Annotated in this window: 20 protein-coding genes; 11 read left to right on the top strand and 9 right to left on the bottom strand. The window is 58.9% G+C overall.

What is annotated here, in order from left to right:
- Positions 1–214: 214 nt before the first annotated feature.
- The 6 genes from FIV03_RS28675 to FIV03_RS28650 are packed head-to-tail and all read left to right on the top strand — an operon-like array spanning position 215 to position 5,691.
- Complete coding sequence (locus FIV03_RS28675; RefSeq protein WP_023001477.1) at positions 215–667, top strand: cytochrome c; 453 nt, start codon at positions 215–217, stop codon at positions 665–667.
- Between the two features lie 24 nt (positions 668–691).
- Positions 692–2,062, top strand: a complete 1,371-nt coding sequence (locus tag FIV03_RS28670; protein ID WP_152512220.1) for a cbb3-type cytochrome c oxidase subunit I — start codon at positions 692–694, stop codon at positions 2,060–2,062.
- Between the two features lie 5 nt (positions 2,063–2,067).
- Positions 2,068–2,877, top strand: coding sequence for a CbbQ/NirQ/NorQ/GpvN family protein (locus tag FIV03_RS28665; RefSeq protein ID WP_152512219.1), 810 nt, complete (start codon positions 2,068–2,070; stop codon positions 2,875–2,877).
- Between the two features lie 10 nt (positions 2,878–2,887).
- Positions 2,888–4,825: a VWA domain-containing protein gene (locus FIV03_RS28660; protein ID WP_152512218.1), complete on the top strand. Its 1,938-nt coding sequence runs from the start codon at positions 2,888–2,890 to the stop codon at positions 4,823–4,825.
- Positions 4,826–4,833: 8 nt separating this feature from the next.
- Positions 4,834–5,412: a cytochrome c oxidase subunit 3 family protein gene (locus tag FIV03_RS28655; RefSeq protein ID WP_152512217.1), complete on the top strand. Its 579-nt coding sequence runs from the start codon at positions 4,834–4,836 to the stop codon at positions 5,410–5,412.
- Positions 5,413–5,415: 3 nt separating this feature from the next.
- Entirely contained in the window at positions 5,416–5,691 is a 276-nt protein-coding gene (locus tag FIV03_RS28650) for a nitric oxide reductase F protein (RefSeq protein ID WP_152512216.1), read from the top strand.
- Here the strand turns inward: FIV03_RS28650 and FIV03_RS28645 are convergent.
- Positions 5,681–6,238 (bottom strand): DUF4202 domain-containing protein, encoded by a 558-nt coding sequence (locus FIV03_RS28645; protein WP_152512474.1) that lies wholly within the window; start codon positions 6,236–6,238, stop codon positions 5,681–5,683. The two genes, FIV03_RS28650 and FIV03_RS28645, sit on opposite strands and share 11 nt — an antisense overlap.
- Before the next feature lie 5 nt (positions 6,239–6,243).
- Positions 6,244–6,948 carry a Crp/Fnr family transcriptional regulator gene (locus tag FIV03_RS28640; RefSeq protein ID WP_023001484.1) on the bottom strand — a complete coding sequence of 235 codons (705 nt, stop codon included), beginning with the start codon at positions 6,946–6,948 and terminating at the stop codon, positions 6,244–6,246.
- 171 nt (positions 6,949–7,119) lie between these two features.
- Here FIV03_RS28640 and hemA point away from each other — a divergent pair, with 171 nt between their 5' ends.
- Positions 7,120–8,343, top strand: coding sequence for a 5-aminolevulinate synthase (gene hemA, locus FIV03_RS28635; protein WP_152512215.1), 1,224 nt, complete (start codon positions 7,120–7,122; stop codon positions 8,341–8,343).
- A 216-nt stretch (positions 8,344–8,559) separates the two neighbouring features.
- On the top strand, positions 8,560–8,943 hold the full coding sequence (locus FIV03_RS28630; RefSeq protein ID WP_023001486.1) for a cytochrome c family protein: 384 nt from the start codon (positions 8,560–8,562) through the stop codon (positions 8,941–8,943).
- Between the two features lie 83 nt (positions 8,944–9,026).
- Here the strand turns inward: FIV03_RS28630 and FIV03_RS28625 are convergent, their stop codons facing one another.
- Together FIV03_RS28625 and FIV03_RS28620 are read right to left on the bottom strand one after the other, a co-directional pair.
- Positions 9,027–9,647 (bottom strand): gamma carbonic anhydrase family protein, encoded by a 621-nt coding sequence (locus FIV03_RS28625; RefSeq protein ID WP_152512214.1) that lies wholly within the window; start codon positions 9,645–9,647, stop codon positions 9,027–9,029.
- 8 nt (positions 9,648–9,655) lie between these two features.
- The gene (locus FIV03_RS28620; protein WP_152512213.1) at positions 9,656–10,162 is read right to left on the bottom strand and encodes a MarR family transcriptional regulator; all 507 of its coding nucleotides are present in this window, start codon (positions 10,160–10,162) and stop codon (positions 9,656–9,658) included.
- A 1,610-nt stretch (positions 10,163–11,772) separates the two neighbouring features.
- Here FIV03_RS28620 and FIV03_RS28615 point away from each other — a divergent pair.
- A complete protein-coding gene (locus FIV03_RS28615) occupies positions 11,773–12,879 on the top strand; it encodes a glycosyltransferase family 4 protein (RefSeq protein WP_152512212.1) in 1,107 nt (368 codons plus the stop codon).
- 135 nt (positions 12,880–13,014) lie between these two features.
- On the opposite strand, the gene FIV03_RS28610 is transcribed toward FIV03_RS28615, so the two are convergent.
- Complete coding sequence (locus FIV03_RS28610) at positions 13,015–13,587, bottom strand: TetR/AcrR family transcriptional regulator (RefSeq protein ID WP_152512211.1); 573 nt, start codon at positions 13,585–13,587, stop codon at positions 13,015–13,017.
- Between the two features lie 111 nt (positions 13,588–13,698).
- Between FIV03_RS28610 and FIV03_RS28605 the strand changes: the two genes are divergently transcribed.
- Positions 13,699–14,889 carry an acetyl-CoA C-acyltransferase gene (locus tag FIV03_RS28605; protein WP_152512210.1) on the top strand — a complete coding sequence of 397 codons (1,191 nt, stop codon included), beginning with the start codon at positions 13,699–13,701 and terminating at the stop codon, positions 14,887–14,889.
- 69 nt (positions 14,890–14,958) lie between these two features.
- The gene (locus FIV03_RS28600) at positions 14,959–15,531 is read left to right on the top strand and encodes a carboxymuconolactone decarboxylase family protein (RefSeq protein WP_152512209.1); all 573 of its coding nucleotides are present in this window, start codon (positions 14,959–14,961) and stop codon (positions 15,529–15,531) included.
- 73 nt (positions 15,532–15,604) lie between these two features.
- Here the strand turns inward: FIV03_RS28600 and FIV03_RS28595 are convergent, their stop codons facing one another.
- The 4 genes from FIV03_RS28595 to FIV03_RS28580 form a co-directional block, all read right to left on the bottom strand.
- Positions 15,605–16,123: a nucleoside-diphosphate kinase gene (locus FIV03_RS28595; RefSeq protein ID WP_152512208.1), complete on the bottom strand. Its 519-nt coding sequence runs from the start codon at positions 16,121–16,123 to the stop codon at positions 15,605–15,607.
- 183 nt (positions 16,124–16,306) lie between these two features.
- Positions 16,307–16,753 (bottom strand): nucleoside diphosphate kinase regulator, encoded by a 447-nt coding sequence (rnk, locus tag FIV03_RS28590; protein WP_152512207.1) that lies wholly within the window; start codon positions 16,751–16,753, stop codon positions 16,307–16,309.
- 352 nt (positions 16,754–17,105) lie between these two features.
- A complete protein-coding gene (locus tag FIV03_RS28585; protein ID WP_152512206.1) occupies positions 17,106–17,786 on the bottom strand; it encodes an SGNH/GDSL hydrolase family protein in 681 nt (226 codons plus the stop codon).
- A gap of 29 nt (positions 17,787–17,815) precedes the next feature.
- Positions 17,816–18,772 carry an ABC transporter permease gene (locus FIV03_RS28580; protein WP_023001496.1) on the bottom strand — a complete coding sequence of 319 codons (957 nt, stop codon included), beginning with the start codon at positions 18,770–18,772 and terminating at the stop codon, positions 17,816–17,818.

Here is an 18,772-nt window from a genome sequence, read left to right as displayed (position 1 = left end):
ATTTAGATAATTACATGTTCATCGCCTGCAAAACGACACAATTGTCGCAGGGAAGCATGCCCTTCGCGGCAACATCGGCGAACGCGTCGATCCCATTGCGATGATTTTCACCGTCTTCGGCACGCCTTTCCGGTCCACTTGACTTTGGTTAAGGAAATGCGGCTACGCGCTGGCACCCTCCCGGCAGGATCAACTCCGGGGAAAGGAGCGCGCTATGCGCGAAGTCATGACCAAAAGCATGGCCCGAAACATATTCTATGGCGGGTCGCTTTTTTTCATCATCATCTTTGTGGGGCTGTCGGCGCACAGCCACCTTTACATCACCAGCACATCGACGAATGCGGAGACGCTGACCGAAAGCGTTGCCGCAGGTAAACGGGTCTGGGAGGACAAGGCCTGCATCAATTGTCACACGATCCTCGGCGAGGGTGCGTATTTCGCCCCCGAAGTCGGCAACGTGATGACCCGTTGGGGTGTGCTGGACGATCCTGACCTGGCATTCGAGACCCTCAAGGGCTGGATGGAATCCCAGCCTTCCGGCATCGAAGGCCGCCGACAGATGCCGCAGTTCCACCTGACGGACGAAGAGATCCGCGATCTCTCGAACTTCCTGATCTGGACAGACAAGATCGACGCCCAGGACTGGCCGCCGAACGACGCCGGCTGATTTTGAACGCTGAGGAAACCCAAGATGAAATACCAATCTCAAAAGGTTGCGCTGGCGTATTTCGCCGTGGCGCTCGGCCTGTTCGCCGTCCAGGTTCTGGGCGGGTTGCTCGCCGGCTACATCTATGTGGCGCCGAACTTTCTGTCGGAGCTGCTTCCCTTCAACATCGTGCGGATGCTGCACACAAACAGCCTGATCGTCTGGCTGCTGCTCGGCTTCATGGGCTCCGCCTATTTCCTGATCCCGGAAGAAGCGGAACGGGAAATCCATTCCACCAAGCTCGCCTATCTGCAGCTCATCATTCTGGTGGTCGGCACACTGGGTGTGGTGCTCACCTATGTCTTCAACCTGTTTGAAGGCAACTGGCTGCTGGGCAAGGAAGGCCGCGAGTTCATCGAACAGCCCAAATGGGTCAAGGTGGGCATCGTTGTTGCCGCCCTCATCTTCCTGTTCAACATCACCATGACAGTGCTGAAGGGCAAGAAAACCGCGATCACCAACATCCTGCTTCTGGGCCTGTGGGGCCTGGCGCTCCTGTTCCTGTTCAGCTTCTACAACCCGAGCAACCTCTCGCTCGACAAGCAGTACTGGTGGAACGTCGTGCACCTGTGGGTCGAAGGTGTCTGGGAACTGATCATGGCCTCGGTCCTTGCCTACCTGATGCTGAAGCTGACCGGCGTCGACCGCGAAGTCATCGAGAAATGGCTCTACGTCATCGTTGCCGCCGCACTGTTCTCCGGCATCCTGGGCACCGGCCACCATTACTACTGGATCGGGACACCCGGATACTGGCAGTGGATCGGCTCGATCTTCTCCTCGCTGGAGGTGATCCCCTTCTTTGCCATGATGGCCTTTGCCTTCGTGATGGTGTGGAAAGGCCGGCGGGACCACCCCAACAAGGCCGCGCTGCTGTGGTCGCTCGGTTGCGCGACGCTTGCCTTCTTCGGCGCCGGCGTCTGGGGATTCCTGCATACCCTGCATGGCGTGAATTACTACACGCACGGCACGCAGATCACCGCTGCCCACGGACACCTGGCCTTCTTCGGCGCCTATGTTTCCCTGAACCTGGCGATCATCACCTACGCCATGCCGCTTCTGCGCGGCCGGGATCCCTACAACCAGGTGCTCAACATGGCGTCCTTCTGGCTGATGGCCGGTGGCATGTCCTTCATGACCTTCGTGCTGACGTTCGCGGGAACGGTTCAAACCCACCTGCAGCGTGTCCTGGGCGAATACTACATGGACGTTCAGGACCAGCTGGCCGTGTTCTACTGGATGCGCTTCGGAGCCGGTGCAGCCTTCGTCCTCGGCGCCATCCTGTTCATCTACGCAGTTGCAGTGCCACGCCGCGAAGTCATCCAGCCGGGTGAAGCAGCCGGCGCCCCGGCGGAGTGACGGATATGGACGCAACAGTCTCCATGGAAAAGGGGGCGGCACCTGCCCCCTTCTACCTCTCGCAAGGCGACGAATGCGATGTCTTCGAAGCCGCGCACCGGAACGGCCTGCCGGTTCTGCTGAAAGGACCGACCGGCTGCGGCAAGACCCGGTTCGTCGCCCATATGGCGGCAAGGCTCGGCCGCAAGCTTTACACGGTCGCCTGTCATGACGACCTTGCCGCCGCCGATCTGATCGGCCGGTATCTTCTCAAGGGTGGCGAGACCGTCTGGGTGGACGGACCGCTGACACGGGCCGTCAGGGAGGGCGCAATATGCTATCTCGACGAGGTTGTGGAAGCGCGCAAGGATGTGACGGTCGTGCTGCATCCCCTCACGGATGATCGCAGGACCCTGCCGATCGACAGAACCGGAGAAGAGCTGATGGCCGCACCCGGCTTCATGCTCGTCGCCTCCTACAACCCCGGTTACCAGAACATCCTGAAGACCCTGAAACCATCCACCCGCCAGCGTTTCCTGTCGCTTGAATTCGATTTCCCGCCGGCGGATCTGGAAACCGAAGTGGTTTGCGAGGAAAGCGGCCTCGATCGCGACCGGACCGCCTCGCTGGTACGTCTGGCCGGAAAACTCAGGGCTTTGAAAGGCCAGGATCTCGAAGAAGGCGTGTCGACCCGTCTGGTCGTCTATGCGGCAACGCTGATTGCCCAGGGCATGCCTGTCGGCCGGGCGATCGAAGCTGCAATGATCGAACCGCTGACCGACGATGAAGACGTGAAACGCGGGCTCCTTGATCTTGTCACGGCCGTGTTTGGGTGAGGCCAGACCGATGGGCAAGATCGACATCGAGCCATGGGAACCCGAGGAAACTGTCGGGAAACTGTGGCACGCGTTTGCAAGCCGCCTGGGTGCACCCGAGGTGCATCATGGAGCCGCGGTCGGCCTCGATGAGGTCGGCGGGCGGCTTGCTGTCCTTTTCCGGGGACTGGGCGGAGCTCACAGTGTCGAGCTCCGTCCGGTCGCCCAGGAGGTGTCCCGCCATCGCCTCGGATTTCTGAGGCGGCTCGGCACGGAAGCGGAAACCGTGACACGGACCAGCTTCGACGGCGAAATCCTGAGACTGCCGGCCAGTCTTGCGGTGTTCCCGCTGCGGGAGGCAAATGCAGTCCTCTATGTCTGGCTGACGGCCCTTGCGGCCCATGCACCAACCCATATTGCCGAAACGGACCCGCTCCGCGCCGACCTGCAAGCGCTCAGGGCGATTTCCGCGATGGTGCGGGACACGCTCGAACATGCTCCCGGCTTGCGGGATCTCTACGCCGCACTCTGCCAGCAGGTGCTGGCAGCAAGACCACAGGCCCCGCTGCCGGACATGGAAGCAAGGGTCGACAGGCTCATACGTCAATTTCTGGGAGACCCCGCCCTGCCGCCCCGCGATGTCCTGGAACTTCGGGAGCGGGTTGACCGGAATTCGTTCGAGGAGATAACTGCCCCGCGCGGATACCGCCCTTTCCGGCCGGTACCGCTTTGGCCGGATCTCAGAGCAATCGTGTTTTCTGCGGGAGACGAAGTCGACAGCCGCGAGACAGACGGCCCACCCGAGGAAGCGACCGGCAAGACCGTGCGCGCCCGCAGACGCAAGGCAGATCAGGCGGAACGCAAGGACAGTCTGATCCTCCACAAGTTTGAAGCCATATTGAGCTGGGCGGAGTTTCTCAATCTCAATCGGCGTGTCGATGACGACGACCACGACAGCGCCAAGAAAGCGGCAGACGATCAGGAGGAGATCGGCCTCGGGCAAATCTCCAAGGCACCGGCAACCCGTCTGAAGCTGCATCTTGACCTCGCCCCGGAGGATGTGGACCGCGAGAGACTGTCCGGACGGCATCTCTACCCCGAATGGGACACACGCAGCGGCCGCTATCTGGCAGACCACGTCTGCGTTCTGACCAGCACTGCAGAAGCGGATCCTGAAAAGGGATCTGCCGGCATGGACGAGCGGGCCAAACGGCGCATCCGCTCGGTGAAGAAGCAGTTCGAGGCCCTTCGCCCGGGCCGGGTGACGACACGTGGACACCTGGAAGGCGACGGACTGGATCTTGATGCAGCCGTGCGCTCTGAAGCCGAACGGATTGCAGGCGGCACCGGCTCGGAGCGAATCTGGCTGCAGACCCGTCCGGAAGCGCGTGATCTTGCGGTTTCCATCCTGCTCGACGTTTCCCGCTCGACCGAAAGCGCCGTCACCGGACGCGCCGTGATCGATATCGAACGGGAAGCCCTGACAGCGCTGGCCTGGGGTCTGAACGCCTGCGGCGATGATTTCGCCATCACTGCGTTTTCATCCCTGAAACGGCAGCGGGTGTACCTGCAGTCCTGCAAGGGGTTCCATGAACCGATGAGTGCCCTTGTCGAACAGAGGATCGGAACGCTGCGTCCCGGCTTCTACACCCGCCTGGGTGCAGCCATTCGTCATGTGTCCGCCGACCTGGCAGCGCAGTCGCGCAAGCGCAAGCTCCTTCTGGTGATCACGGACGGCAAGCCGAACGATCTCGATCACTACGAGGGGCGGCACGGCATCGAAGACACCAGGATGGCAGTTCGGGAAGCCCGGCGGGCAGGCCAATCCGTCTTTGGCGTCACCATCGACAAGTCGGCCAAGTCCTGGTTTCCGCGGTTGTTTGGTCAAGGCGGCTTTGCCGTGATCCCGCATCCCGATCGGCTGACACAGGCCTTGCCGCAGATCTATCGCCAGATTGTCGGAGGCTAGAGCCACTGATGCACGCTCCGTCACCGAAGCCGGAACAAGACGGCGACGCCGGCATCCTCGACGAGTTGCCGGGAGAACTGATGATGTGGGTACTCATCGTCAGTGAACTGCTGGTGTTCGGTGCCGGTCTTGCCGCCTTCATGGGTGTGCGAATTTCCGATCCGGCAGGCTTTGCGGCCGCAAGTGCCCATCTCGACCCGGCGCTTGCGGGCATCAATACGATCGTTCTGATCACCAGTGGTTTTATGGCGGCCAGAAGCCTGGAGCTTCGGCTCGTGATGAAACGCACCGCAGCGCGTTTGCATCTGATTGGCGCCATGGCCCTCGGCTGCGTGTTCCTCGCCATCAAGATACAGGAATATGCGGTCAAGATAGAGCAAGGGATCTCCACGGAAACCCATCCCTTTTTCACCTTCTACTACCTGCTCACCGGGTTTCACGCGGCTCATGTGCTTGCCGGTATCGTTGTACTGGGCCTGGTTGCCTGGAAAGACGAACCACGTACCATCGAAACAGGCACCGCCTTCTGGCATATGGTCGATCTCATCTGGGTTCTGCTGTTTCCGGTGATCTATGTCCTGGGATAGCGAATGATGACCCTTCCCTCCGTCACGCTTGCGTGGATTGCGCTATTGGGCCTGTCGGCCGCCACCGTTCTGGTGACAACAGGCGGAACCGGTCATTTCAGTCCGGCTCTTTTCGGCGGACTGCTGTTGCTGCTGGCCTTCATCAAGGCACGGATCATCCTGTCCCGATATCTCGGGTTGTGGCAGGCGCCTGCCTGGCTGTCAGGCTTCAGCTGGGTGATCGGGTTCTTCTGCCTGCTGTTACTGGTGCTTTACGCGGCACCGGGGCTCAGTCCCTGAACGCTTCGGCAAGCTGCTTTGGAAGATCGAATTCGGCAAGCACCCGGGCCCGTCCGTCCTCCGACATCTTCCGTGCCGTTTTCTGCACGATATCGAGCACCTTGCTGTCCTCGTGCTTGGCGGCAAATGGCGCGAAATACCATTTCAGGAACACAAAACAGATCACGTTTTCCAGCGCCTGCACGTCCGCGTCCCGCTTGAGGCCTTCCTTGCGCAGCATCTTCGCCGCCGCCTCGATCTCCTCCGGTGAATAGCCCGCGCCCGCCATGATTTCACCGACCCGGTCCGCGTGATGACGGGCCTGATCCCGGCGCCAGGCGTGGTAACCGGCCTTGCCTTCGGGGTAGGACTGGCGCGGAGTGATCCAGCGCTCGATGTGCTGGCCCCTGGCCGCGACCTTCAACGGATCGGCCGCATCCGGGTAGAGCCGGTCCAGCTCTTCGCTCATCCGTTGCCCATATAGAAGAGCCGCGGGCTTGCCGTCTTCCTGGTTGGGGTCGGCAGCGTTCGCGGTGTCGATAGCCGTCAGGGCAATGTCCCGTTTCATCATGGTCACCCCTTGGTCCAGGCATCCACCGGATCTTCTTCCGAGAAGGCCCGAAGCCGTTCGATATCCTTGATTTCCGCATGATTTCGATTGATGCGGACCCCAGCAGATTTCAACCGCGCAAAAGACCGCGACAGGCTTTCCGGCTTCATGCCGAGACGGCCGGCGATCAGGAACTTGTCGTAAGGCAGGGTTACCTCGCAGCTGCCGCTTTCCTGCTCGCACAATTCAAGCAAGAACTCGGCAACCCTTTGCGGTCCGGTTTGCGCCTTCAACTGCTCCAGCTGCGAAACGAGGGAATGCAGGTGAATGAAGGTCGACGCCACAACGGACACGGCAATGTCCGGGTCCTTGCGCATGGCTTCCAGGATGGCCGTGCTGGGTATGCGCATCACTTCGCAGGCGGTTACCGCTTCCGCCGAAACCGGATAGGCAAGCCCGCGGAACGCGACCGCTTCACCAAAGCTTTCGCCCTTGGCAAAGACATTCACGACCGCTTCGCCTCCGTTGGGCGCGATCCGGTAAAGCTTGACCCAGCCGTCCATGACGATGTGGATTGCCTGGGCTGTCTCGCCATGCAGGAACAACGTCTCACCGCGGTCATATGTCCGCCAGCTCGACATGCCGAGCACCATGTCTCGGATCTCCTGCGGGAAGCTTTTCAGAAGCAGGGAGTTCTGGGCAATTTTCCGCTGGCGGTCGGTTGGCATCGATGAAGGTCCTGGGCAAGTGATATGCAAGAACGTCTAGCCCGACCTGATGACTTTGCACAATAGCAAGCGCAGACCATCGACGGATTCTTGCCTTTCTTGACTATTGTCATTCAGCCTGCCCCGCCCCGCAACTAGCGTCTACCGGACACTTGAGAAAGCGGGGACGTCATGGACTATCAAGCCTTTTTCAAAAGCCGTCTTGCAGACCTGAAGCATGATGGAAACTACCGCGTCTTCATCGACCTTCAGCGCAAACGCGGCAATTTTCCGGAAGCGAAGTGGACCAGCGGAGAGAGCACCAAAGATGTCGCCATCTGGTGCTCGAACGATTACCTCGGCATGGGGCAGCACCCTAAGGTTCTGGCAGCCCTGCACGAGGCGGTCGACCGCTGCGGAGCCGGGGCAGGCGGAACCAGAAACATTTCCGGCACGACACACGATCACGTGCTGCTGGAAGCCGAACTCGCCGATCTGCATGCCAAGGAAGCCGCCCTGGTGTTTACATCCGGTTACGTCTCCAACTGGGCGGCGCTCGGTACGCTCGCCTCGCAGATCCCCGACTGCATCGTTTTTTCCGACAGCCTGAACCACGCCTCGATGATCGAGGGAATACGCCACTCGCGCGCCGAAAAGGTGATCTGGAAACACAACGACCTGGAAGACCTGGAAGCCAAATTGCGGGCTGCCGACCCGGCAAAGCCGAAGCTGATCGCCTTTGAAAGCGTCTACTCCATGGATGGGGATATCGCGCCGATTTCGCAGATCTGCGATCTTGCGGACCGATTTGGTGCCATGACCTATCTGGACGAGGTCCATGCCGTGGGCCTTTATGGGCCGCGCGGAGGCGGTATTGCAGAACAGGAAGGCGTGATGGACCGCCTGACCGTCATCGAAGGCACCCTTGGCAAGGCCTTCGGCGTTGTCGGAGGATATATCGCAGCGTCTGCCGAACTTTGCGATTTCGTGCGCAGTTTTGCCAGCGGCTTTATCTTCACCACAGCCCTTCCCCCCGCGATCGCGGCAGCCGCAGCGGCATCCATCAGGCATTTGAAGGAAAGTTCGGTGGAACGGGAAGCCCACAAGGCCGTCGTCGCGAAGGTTCGGCGGCGTCTCGATACGCTCGGCATTCCACATGTCGACAATCCCAGCCACATCATACCGGTGATCGTCGGCAATCCGGCCAAGTGCAAATTCCTGTCGGACACACTCCTGGAGGATTTCGGCATCTACATCCAGCCGATCAACTACCCGACCGTTCCAAAGGGAACCGAGAGGCTTCGGATTACCCCGTCGCCGGTTCACACATCCGGGGATGTCGACCGGCTGGTCTGCGCACTTCATTCGCTTTGGTCGCAATGCCAGCTGGCAAGACAGCCCGTTGCCGCCGAATAGCCGGAGGCTCGCTTGACGGATGTCAAGGATGTGAAAGGCGATCACCGGCTTTCTGGCCTCGCACCCTCACCATGACCTCGTCCGTCCGACAATGAGGCCTGGGGACGGACCGGTCAGGCCGGGCAAACAAGGTTTGCCCGGCCACCATGAAAACCCACCGCGGCCGTCCGCCGGCCGTATCGTCGGCAAAGTGCCGGCAACAGGAAAGGAAACATCATGAGAAAGACACTCACCTGCCTTGTCACGCTTGCGGGTCTCTTCGCAGCGGCTCCTGCCTGGGCTGACGGCGACGCTGCTGCAGGCGAAAAGATCTTCAAGAAATGCCAAGCCTGCCATGCTGTCGGCGACGGCGCCAAGAACAAGGTTGGCCCGGCGCTGAACGGGATTGTCGGCGCGCCTGCAGGCCAGGTCGAAGGCTATAAATATTCCGCCAGCATGACCGAAAAGGCTGACGGCGGACTGGTCTGGGACGAAGAAACCCTGACGGCCTATCTGCATAAGCCAAAGGAAGTCGTCCCCAAGACAAAGATGTCCTTCGCCGGGCTGCGCAAGGACGAGGAAATTGAGAACGTCATCGCCTATCTGAAGACGTTTCAATAAGCGGATTGCAACGGGCACACCGGGCTCGCGCCGTTAACTCAGGTGCGGTCCGGTCGTGGCCTACCTGTCGGTAATTCCTGGGCTCAAAAGCCCGGCACGGTTGGTGCACCGGCCGCGGTTACCTGGCGTTCCCCCAGGCTTTCCGAAAGCCGTTGGGTGATGGTTTTCATCACGTCGGGAGCGTTTCTGTCGACGCCATAGACAAACCCCGGAAAGTCGAGCGGCTTCTGGATCGTCCAGATGGCTTCATGCTGGTCTGCCGAAAGGATCCGGGCCGGGTCACCGACAGCGACCCATCCGATCGGAACGGTCGATCCGGGTTCCAGCCGCGTGCGAAGGTGAACCGTGCCGTTGACGCGAACCTCCGACCCGTGCCCCACCTGCGCGCCATGGAAAACGGCAGCTCCGGTTGCGATGAAGACTTCATCCTCGATTTCCGCGCCGACAACATGAGTGTTCGGACCGATCAGACAATGATCTCCGATTTTGCAATCGTGACGGGACGTTGCGCGGATCACGGCGTTTTCGAGGACGATACAGTTTCGGCCGATACGGATTGTGCTGCCGCCTTCCGCCACCAGCCGGGCACCATTCATGATCCTGCTGCCCGCACAGATCCTGACATCGCCCGCAACCGTCGCGTCGGGCGCAACCCATGCATCCGGATCGATGTAAGGTGAGGCGTTTCCTTCAGACGTGCTCATAGCCGCTCCTACGCTTTCTCGATTTCGCTGGCCTTGCAGCCAATCGGGCAAACATCGGCGCTGCAAAGGTTATGCTCGCACAGCCGGCAAGTTGTTCTGGCAAAGGATCGCGATGTCGTCGCCTCTTCAAGAACCCTGTCCAGCAGCAAAACGAACCGGTTCCGGTCTTTCTCGGGCAAGGCGCCAAGCAAACCGTCCAAAGCGGCCAGCCGGCGAAGCTGCAACGCTTCGGCCTCATCGTGACCCGCCTTTGTCAGGCTGAGCGGGGTGACACGCCCTACCTGCTCGCCGCGCTTGATCAACGCCTGTCGTTCCAGCCCATCTATCAACCTGACGGCAGTCGGTTGACTGACGCCGACGACTGTTGCGATTTCACTCGTCGTCAACCCGGGCTTGAAGTGAAGCATCGACAGAACGGCGGCAGCGCTTGGCGACAATGGTCCCAGCGCCGCATCTGTCCGGTCGCGGATCAAAGTGCCGAGGGCACCCAGTTTGTTGGCGTCCAATAATTGCATAGCCTATGCATATATTAATTCCTCACCTTGTCAACGTCCATGTCCGCCTCTGCCAATACAAACCCTTGGTGCTCATAACGCTACACAAGATCCGATGCGCTGGAGCAAGAAACGCCTGAAAGGTTCCCCCCAAAGGTCTTCTCATCTCGAAGAATTCAAAAAGGCAGTACCTCGAAGGCTTCTTCCTGTGCCCACTCCGAAGGTATGTCCGACAGGTTGAAACGCAAACCTTGGATGCAATTTCGTGCCGAACGGAGTGTCAGCTGACTGCTGTGACGTTTCGATAAAAGGCCGGTCCTTGCCGCTTTGCCTGTACTCGACGAACGAGTTGCGAATACATTTTCCGGAACACTCTGAGACGTGACTATTCAGTACGTGTCTTGTTTCACAAGCCTGACAAAGTCTAGCGTCTCGATAAATTGACCTAGGTATTGTGATATCTGATGTAAATTATTTTCTTCATCCAACTCACATCAAGAATTATTCTTGAATTACTGAAAGCTTCGCATTAACCAACTAAATATTATTGCCTTCTTGAAGATCAATCACATTGACGAACTTTGCAATTAAAAGGTCTCAGGCCTCTCTGAAAAACTTTCGACATTCAAAGCTTTCCCTGCGCAGCGTTAATGGTGTATTATTTGTTAATATAGGGCTGATGGCTGATTATAATTTATTTCTTCGCTCCTGTGCGGCAAGTTCAGGTAGTGGGTTGGGCAACCTGACAGCACGGTGAGGGAAGCGGCATCGTCCGATCTGCGAGCATGAAGAGTGCTCGTAGAAACATGCGCAAGACCACGTTTGGAATACCAGCTATTGCAGTTTGATTTTGGAAATATTCCTAAATGCAAACGACATGAACACGGAAGGTTCTATTTCAATTTAGAAAATAACAAAGCTTAAGCAACACAAAAAGATCCCAAAACAAGTTGCTTCCTGATTGATAAAGAATGCCAACCATGCGGTTGGTGGCAGCGCTATATTTTTTACAGTGTATTTCTTGGTGGATATTCTTCTTACAGCGCGTTAAGGGCAAACGAAATCCACCTTCAGCGTAATACGTCCTGTAAATCTATAGCCATAGATAGTTCCTACAAGAATAAATTTCGTTTCCAATTGAATATGGTGGGGTGACATGGGCAAGCTACATAGTAACTTTATCGACCAATTATCCGCTGAAGCGTTCCCTTTAAGACGTCAAGCCAGAATTACGCGGACGACTGGAAGGGCACATACCAAACGCGCAGCGGATGCCAAACTCGAAATATCCCGGTTCGATGTCTCCGCGTCGGAACTGACCCTCGGCAACGGCATTCACTGGGGTATCGCCGTCATGTGTGAGCGCGCGCGGAGGCATGGAGCGACTTCCGAGATCCAAAGTCCCGTCAGGCAAAACAGGACCTGCATTACGGTCTTCCATTCTTCAAATCATCACTAAAAGACGATCCGAAGGGAAGCGTTACAATGACGCCAAAGCTTACCCGTATGGTCATCGCCGACGAGCATCAAGTGATGATTGCTGAAGACCGGGCCCAAATTGAACTATCAGAGACTAACAGGCATCCGGCACCGAAAGGCTTCACCAGCCCAGCAGCGAGAAAGGACCCGTAATGCGTGTTGTGTTTGTTCTTGCGGGCCTCGGAGCAGGCGGCGCTGAAAAAGTCGTCAACCTGCTGGCGCACCACCGCCTTGCCGCTGGCGACGATGTACATGTGATCGCCCTGAATGCGACCGATTCCACCTCCTATTTTTCCTATGACTCCAGAATTCAGGTCGAAGGGCTAAGCCGCACCGGTAATTACTCCCGGCATTTTGTCACCATGCAACGGGTAAAGGATCTGCGCAGGCGCTTTGCAAGGATCAGACCGGATATGGTCGTCTCCTTCCTGACCAAGATAAACGTCATCACCGTTCTTGCGACCGCAGGTACCGGAACGCCAACGATCATATCCGAACGCAACAATTTTGATGTTCAGCAAATGAGCCGCTTCTGGCGCTGGTCTCGGCCGATGGCGGCCTTTGCAGCGACCAGTCTCGTCGTCATGACGGAGCGCGCGCGCGCAAGACAACCCGCCCGCGTTCGCAAGAAAACCATCGTTATTCCAAATCCGGTCACGCCGCTGCCGCGCGCCATGCCGCGGCCCGATGCGGGCCGCAGAGTGGTCGCGGTAGGACGGCTCGATCGGCAGAAAGGCTTTGATATCCTCATCGCCAGCTTTGCCCAGGTTGTGGAGCGCGTCCCAGATGCGGTGTTGACGATCTATGGCGAAGGGCCGGAGCGGTCCGCACTCGAAAAGCAGATTTCCGACCTCGGGCTGCAGGAAGTCGTCCGTCTTTCGGGTGTCACGCAAGTTCCTGGCGAATGGGTATCGCCCGGCGACGTATTTGCCCTGAGTTCGCGCTTCGAAGGTTTTGCGAATGTCGTCCTCGAGGCGATGTCGAGCGGGATGGCCGTTGTGTCCGTCGACTGCCCGTGGGGACCCAGCGAGATCGTGCAGGACGGAACCACAGGTCTGCTCGTGCCGATGGGCAGCAAGGAGGCACTTGCTTCAGCGATCACTCGGGTCCTTACCGACCCAGAGCTGCGTGGATCTTTTTGCGAGGCCGGCCCACCTTCGCTGGACCGCTTTTCCACGGCAACCGTCCTGGCCAAATGGGACGAGACAATTTCTCAAGCCGCAGGCCGTCCTCCATTGACCGTTTTTGCCGATGCTTGACATGGGGTTCAACGGTACCAAAACGGCCGTGTATGCCGATTTCCGGTTTCACCTTATTGCCGTATCGCCCTTGAGCGCAAAACAGGATCAATGCACCACAACGGTGAAAAGGCGCATGAGAAGCCGGGGCATTGCCTATTTGGCGCGTCCAGGCGCTGGTTCCAAAATCGCACAATCGAGAACTTCCTGGCTTAACGCCCCCTCCCCGACAGCCCGTGACAGGACAAGTGCCCCGACCATGCCGGTGATCAGCCGAATTGCCTCGCAGCGGGTCTGGGCACTTTCGGCGCGGGTGTCGGTCAGCAGAGTGATGGATTTCTCAACGGCTTCACAAAATGCATCCTGGAGATCCTTGCCGTGACGCGGGGCTTCGGCCGCCAACGCGGCATAAGCGCAGCCTGCGTCACGTCTGTCGACATGTTCCCGGGATAGATACCAGCGTCGTAGAGCGTTCAAAGGGTCGTCCCGGTGTCCTTCAACAACGGATTGCCAGGCAACGAGATTTTCGTCCAGCGCCTGCTGCGTTGCTTCGGTGATAATGGCGTCCTTGTCGGCAAATTGCTTGTAGAACCCGCCCTGAGTCAGCCCGGCAGCTTTCATCAATCCTGCGATACCGATCCCGTCGTAGCCGTGTTCCCGAAACTGTTTGCTCGCGGTTTTCACGACGTTCTCGCGGTTTCTTGCTGCCGTTTCCCTGCTGACACGCATTCCTACCTCCGTTGGCTGTTGGAATCGTAATTCGGATTACGATCCAAATCTATTCTTGATTTTATCAATTATGATCATAATCTAATTCTGGTAACCAACCAGGAGATACCCATGAGCGAGCCCGATCCGATCGTTATCTGCGCCGCCAGACGCACACCGCTAGGTGCTTTCATGGGGGCCTTGAGCCCCGTAGCAGCTCCGAAGCTCGCCGCGACAGCGATTGGAGCAGCGCTTGAGGATGCGGGAGCTGGGCGAGACTCGATCAGTGAAGTTCTGATGGGCTGCGTTCTTCCTGCTGGTCAAGGACAGGCTCCGGCCCGGCAGGCGGCCCGTGCAGCCGGTCTTTCCGACCACACGGGTGCAACCACACTCAACAAGGTTTGCGGCTCCGGCATGAAGGCCATCATGCTTGCACACGATCTCCTGACTTCCCGGTCGGCAGACATCGTCGTTGCAGGTGGCATGGAATCGATGTCGAACGCGCCATTCCTGTTGCCGCAAATGCGCGCGGGTCGAAAGTTCGGTAGTAGCGAGGTACTTGACCACATGATGCGCGACGGCCTGGAGGATGCCTATGAGGCCGGCCGCCCGATGGGGTCTTTCGGAGAAGCAGCTGCGGAAAAATACGGTTTCACTCGCGCCGACCAGGACGCCTTTGCCCAGGAAACGCTCGTCCGTGCGCAAAAGGCGGTGACCGGTGGTGCCTTCCGGGATGAAATCGTCCCTCTTGAGGTTGCAGGCCGCAAAAGCACGGTCACTATCGAGGACGATGAAATCCCGGGACGGGTCGATCCGGAAAAAATCCCGAGGCTTCGCCCGGCCTTTTCTGAAAACGGCACCATCACAGCTGCCAGTGCCTCGGCCAATGCGGACGGTGCCGCGGCCCTGGTTCTGACCCGCAAGAGCTATGCGCAAGCCAACGGACTGCCGGTATTAGCAATCGTGCGTGGCCACGCGACCCATTCGCAGGACCCGGCCTGGTACACGACCGCGCCGATCCCGGCGATCCTCAAACTTCTGGATCGCACCGGCTGGTCTGCCGATGACGTCGACCTCTGGGAGATCAACGAAGCCTTCGCGGTGGTCGCAATGGCTGCCGCACATGACATCGGCATTCCGCGCGAGAAACTGAACGTCAACGGCGGCGCCTGCGCGCTCGGCCACCCGATCGGCGCGACCGGTGCCCGTCTGGTTGTCACACTCATTCATGCCTTGAAAGCACGTGGAGCCCAGCGCGGCGTTGCAGCGCTGTGCATCGGCGGCGGCGAAGCCACCGCGCTGGCCATCGAACTCTCCGCCTGAACACTTTTAAGCGCGCAGGACTAACGGCAGCGCATTCCCCCGCTTTCAAACTGACAAGAGACAATCGTCATGATCGAATTTGAAATCCACACGGCACAATCGGCGCCGGATCGCAGCAAACCCTTGCTCGAACAAACAAAGGCCGCCTTCGGGGTCGTGCCCAACCTCCATGCGGTCATGGCGGAAGCGCCGGGCTTGCTGGAAGGGTATCTGGTTCTTCATCGCCTTTTTCTGGAAAGCAGCTTCACGGACGAGGAAAAGACTGTTGTCTGGCAGTCGATAAACGTCGAGCACGATTGCCACTACTGCGTCCCCTCCCACACCGGCATCGCAAAGCGAATGGGCGTTGATGATGCGGTCTCGGACGCCTTGCGCAACGAAACGTCATTGCCAACACCCAGGCTTGAAGCGCTTCGCCGGTTCACGCTGCAGATGGTTCGCGAGCGCGGATCGGCCGGCGACAAGCAGGTGGAGGCGTTTCTGGCTGCCGGTTTTACCAGCCGGCAGGTACTCGAAGTCGTGCTTGCCATCTCGCAGAAGGTGATGAGCAATTACACCAACAAGCTGGCCGATACGCCGATCGAGCCGTATTTCGAGCAATTCACCTGGCAACGCACGCCGGCAGCAGAGCTCGTCAGCTGAGAAGGCGACGAGCAAAACCAACTCCTCGCTGTCGCCCGGCATATGGCGCCGGGCGACAGTCGATCGTGCATTTTTACCGGTGCAAGTGAACGAGATTGCCCTCTGCGTCGTCATCCGAGCTGTGAACAAGATGCAGAAATGGCCTGCCTTGCCGTCTGCCGGATAACGGGCCTTGCGGTACGTCCATGCGAACACCACCCATGGCTTCTGGTTGGTAGGCAACCCCGATCACCGTGAGTGTCCTGCTCTGACGACCAAGGCCCGTTAGCTCAATGCTCTGCTTTTCCGACATGCCAAGCAGGGCCATTCCCGTTGTCGTCGTGATCGGCAAGGTGAGGCCGACAAGACTGTCGGCTTCATCGGGAATGACCACCCTTGTGTCGGGTGCATGATCGTCCACCTGGAAGGTCACGCGGCTGTTCATGGTGACGACGTTCACCGGGATCTCCGATGAGGGCACTACGTGGGCTTGCGCCAATTTCCGGCGCAGCAGGGAAACAAACGGCGTATTGGTTCGCGGGCATTGCGACACCATTCTGGTCAAAGTCGCGTAGTCCTTGTTGGTGAAGATAAACTGCTTTGGTTCGCGCATGCGGTGTCTCCTTCGGCCCCGCTTTGGCAAAGGCCGGTGTTGGAACTGATTTCAGCTTCAAGACTGTTCCCCCTGTCCGGCCATCTCGGGTGCGAGAGACCGGCAGGGGCTAAGTTCCTGCGAGAAGACTGCCTGCATGATCCAGGAAACGGGGTTTGTGAAACGGCGAGCCGGAAGTCATGACTAGCCGCGATCCGGGCTCTGCAACTCCGGACCTCCACCGACGAGCGGCGGCTGGCTGACCGACACGACGGTTAGGCGATGCCGACGTCCGTCGTTTGCACACCAAGCGATCGACTGGCCCGCGGAAAGGCCAATGAGGGCGGTGCCGATGGGTGTCAGGATGGAAATCCTGCCGTTTGCGATATCCGCGTCGCCCGGAAAGACCAGTTGCAGGATCTTTTCGTCCGTATCGTCGGTACGGAACCGGACGACGGAACCCATTCTCACACTATCGGCAGGCAACGCCCCATCAGGGACGAGTCTGGCCCGGCTCAATTCGGCCAGGAGATCCTCCGTGACACTTGGCAATCGTGTTTCAAACGAGGAAGCGAGGCTTTCCAGTCGTTCATAGTCGGTCGTGCCGATAACGATGTCAGGCTTCGAAGCAAAATCAGTCGGTTCGCGCATAAAGTCCCCCTTGCCGGGTGCCTTCAGGCACCAATGGACGGAACACGTCCGGACGGCGGAGTTAAGTCTCAAGATGTGGTGATTTGTGCGCTTCGATGATTTCAACCGGCAGGACCGGTTCCTGTTGCATCATCTCAAGTGTTTACCCCGAGGCTCGGGGCGCATGACAGCCGAGCCGGGGGCTACTCTCCCGCTTTGGGGATAGCTCTGAAATCTCGTTTGTAGCTGGTCGCGGCGGCTTTGTTCATGACGGGATAGTTGCGAAGAATTTCATGCAAAGTCAAGCCGCCCGCAAATGCTTTGGCTACACTGGCGGGCGGCAAGGAGAGTTGTCAGGTCTGAACCAGGAGTATCAAGCCGCTTCGGCCTGCTGCCGGTCCAGGATCTCACGAACCTTACCGGCAATGGCCTTGCCCAGGTCGATGTTGTTCTGGGCCGTGAAATGAATGCCGTCGCAGCCGTCAGTGGTGATGTGGTCAGCCGCGCTGAGGAAATCGACCTTCATGAAATCGGCCATGTTCCGGTATTGCTCGGCCAGCGCCGCCGACTTTTCGTGGCCCCCGCCAAACATGCCCTGGAAATAGGGATGCGGCATAGGCGTCAGGGGCGGCGGTGCGACGACAAGGCACTTTGGCGCCGGATAAGGCGTGCCAATGCCGCCACCACATGTCAGCACCTGCCCAACCAGCTTCGACATGCCGTAGGCAATGTCATAGGGAGTGCGGTTGAAGAACGGCTTGGTGTCGTTGGTTCCCAGAAGGATGATCGCCAGATCCAGCGGCAGGTGGCTGGCAAGGGCCGACGGCAGGTACTGGCTACCGTTCAGACGGGGGTCGTTGGGATCATCGGCGCTCGTCGTGCGGGCACTGAGGCCTTCCTCGATAATCCGGTACCCTTCGCCCAGCTCGGCGGCCATTGCCCCCGTCCAGCGCTGTTCATACGGGTAGCGCATTGTCGGGGCGCCTTCGACGACGGGGATCCAGCCCCAGGTCAGCGAATCCCCAAAGCAAAGTATCGACTTTTCGTTTGCCATTGTTTCCTCCTCAAATTTTACGGAAAGGCTCAATTGGATCTGGACGTTCTGATGCCGTAGAAGATGGCGGCGAGCAGGATGATCAGCCCCTGGGCGATGAGCTTGCCCGGGTCATCGATGCCGAAAGTGGTCATCACCACGAACAGGAGGGCGAAGGACAGGACCCCGAAGAACGGGCCCCAGACACCGCCTTCACCCCGGCCGAAGACGACCCCGCCGAGAATGGTTGCAGCCACTGCCAGGATCGGCAGATCGAGGCCGACGCGGACACTGCCGACCGCGATGGAGGCGGTTTGCACCAGGGCTGCTACTGCTGCGATGAAACCGGCCAGCGTATGGGCGAGAATGACGGTCCGCTCGACCGGTACCCCTGAAAAATGCGCGGCTTCCGGGTTCTCGCCGACCGAAGTGACATATCTGCCGAACACCGTCTTTGAGAGAAAGAGCGCCATCACCACGGTCAGGGCAAACCAGAACAGCACCGGAACCGGGGCCGGCCCCCATTTGATGTTGTAGATGTCGTTCAGGTAGGACGGCACGTCACCGGGTGGTTTGCCGCTTGAAAGATACTGCACGAACCCGACCAGGATGATGCTGACCGCCAGTGTGACGATAACTGCAGAGACCCGGCGCTTGCCGATCATCCAGCCGTTGAAGAGACCGATCGCGGTGCCGGTTGCCAGACTTAGCCCGATGAAGAACGGCATCGACGCCCCGGGAAAGATGCCCGAGGAAATGAAGTAGTTGACCAACAGGATGATGCCACCGCCGGAAAGGTCGATGCTCTTCACGCGCATCACCAGCAACTGAGCCAGAACCAGCACGCCGAGCGGCGCCACCTGGCGAATGAAGATGCCCATGATATTGGCGTTGAGCATGTGCGGCCTGGCAATCCAGAGCGTGATCAGCAGGATGGCGAACACGTAGTACGCCGGCGGAACACGCAGCAGGCGCTGCAGGAAAGGATGCTTCACGATCGCTGACAT

This window comes from Labrenzia sp. THAF187b, assembly GCF_009363375.1.
GTDB lineage: Bacteria > Pseudomonadota > Alphaproteobacteria > Rhizobiales > Stappiaceae > Roseibium > Roseibium algicola.
This window is presented reverse-complemented; position numbering and strand designations above follow the sequence as displayed.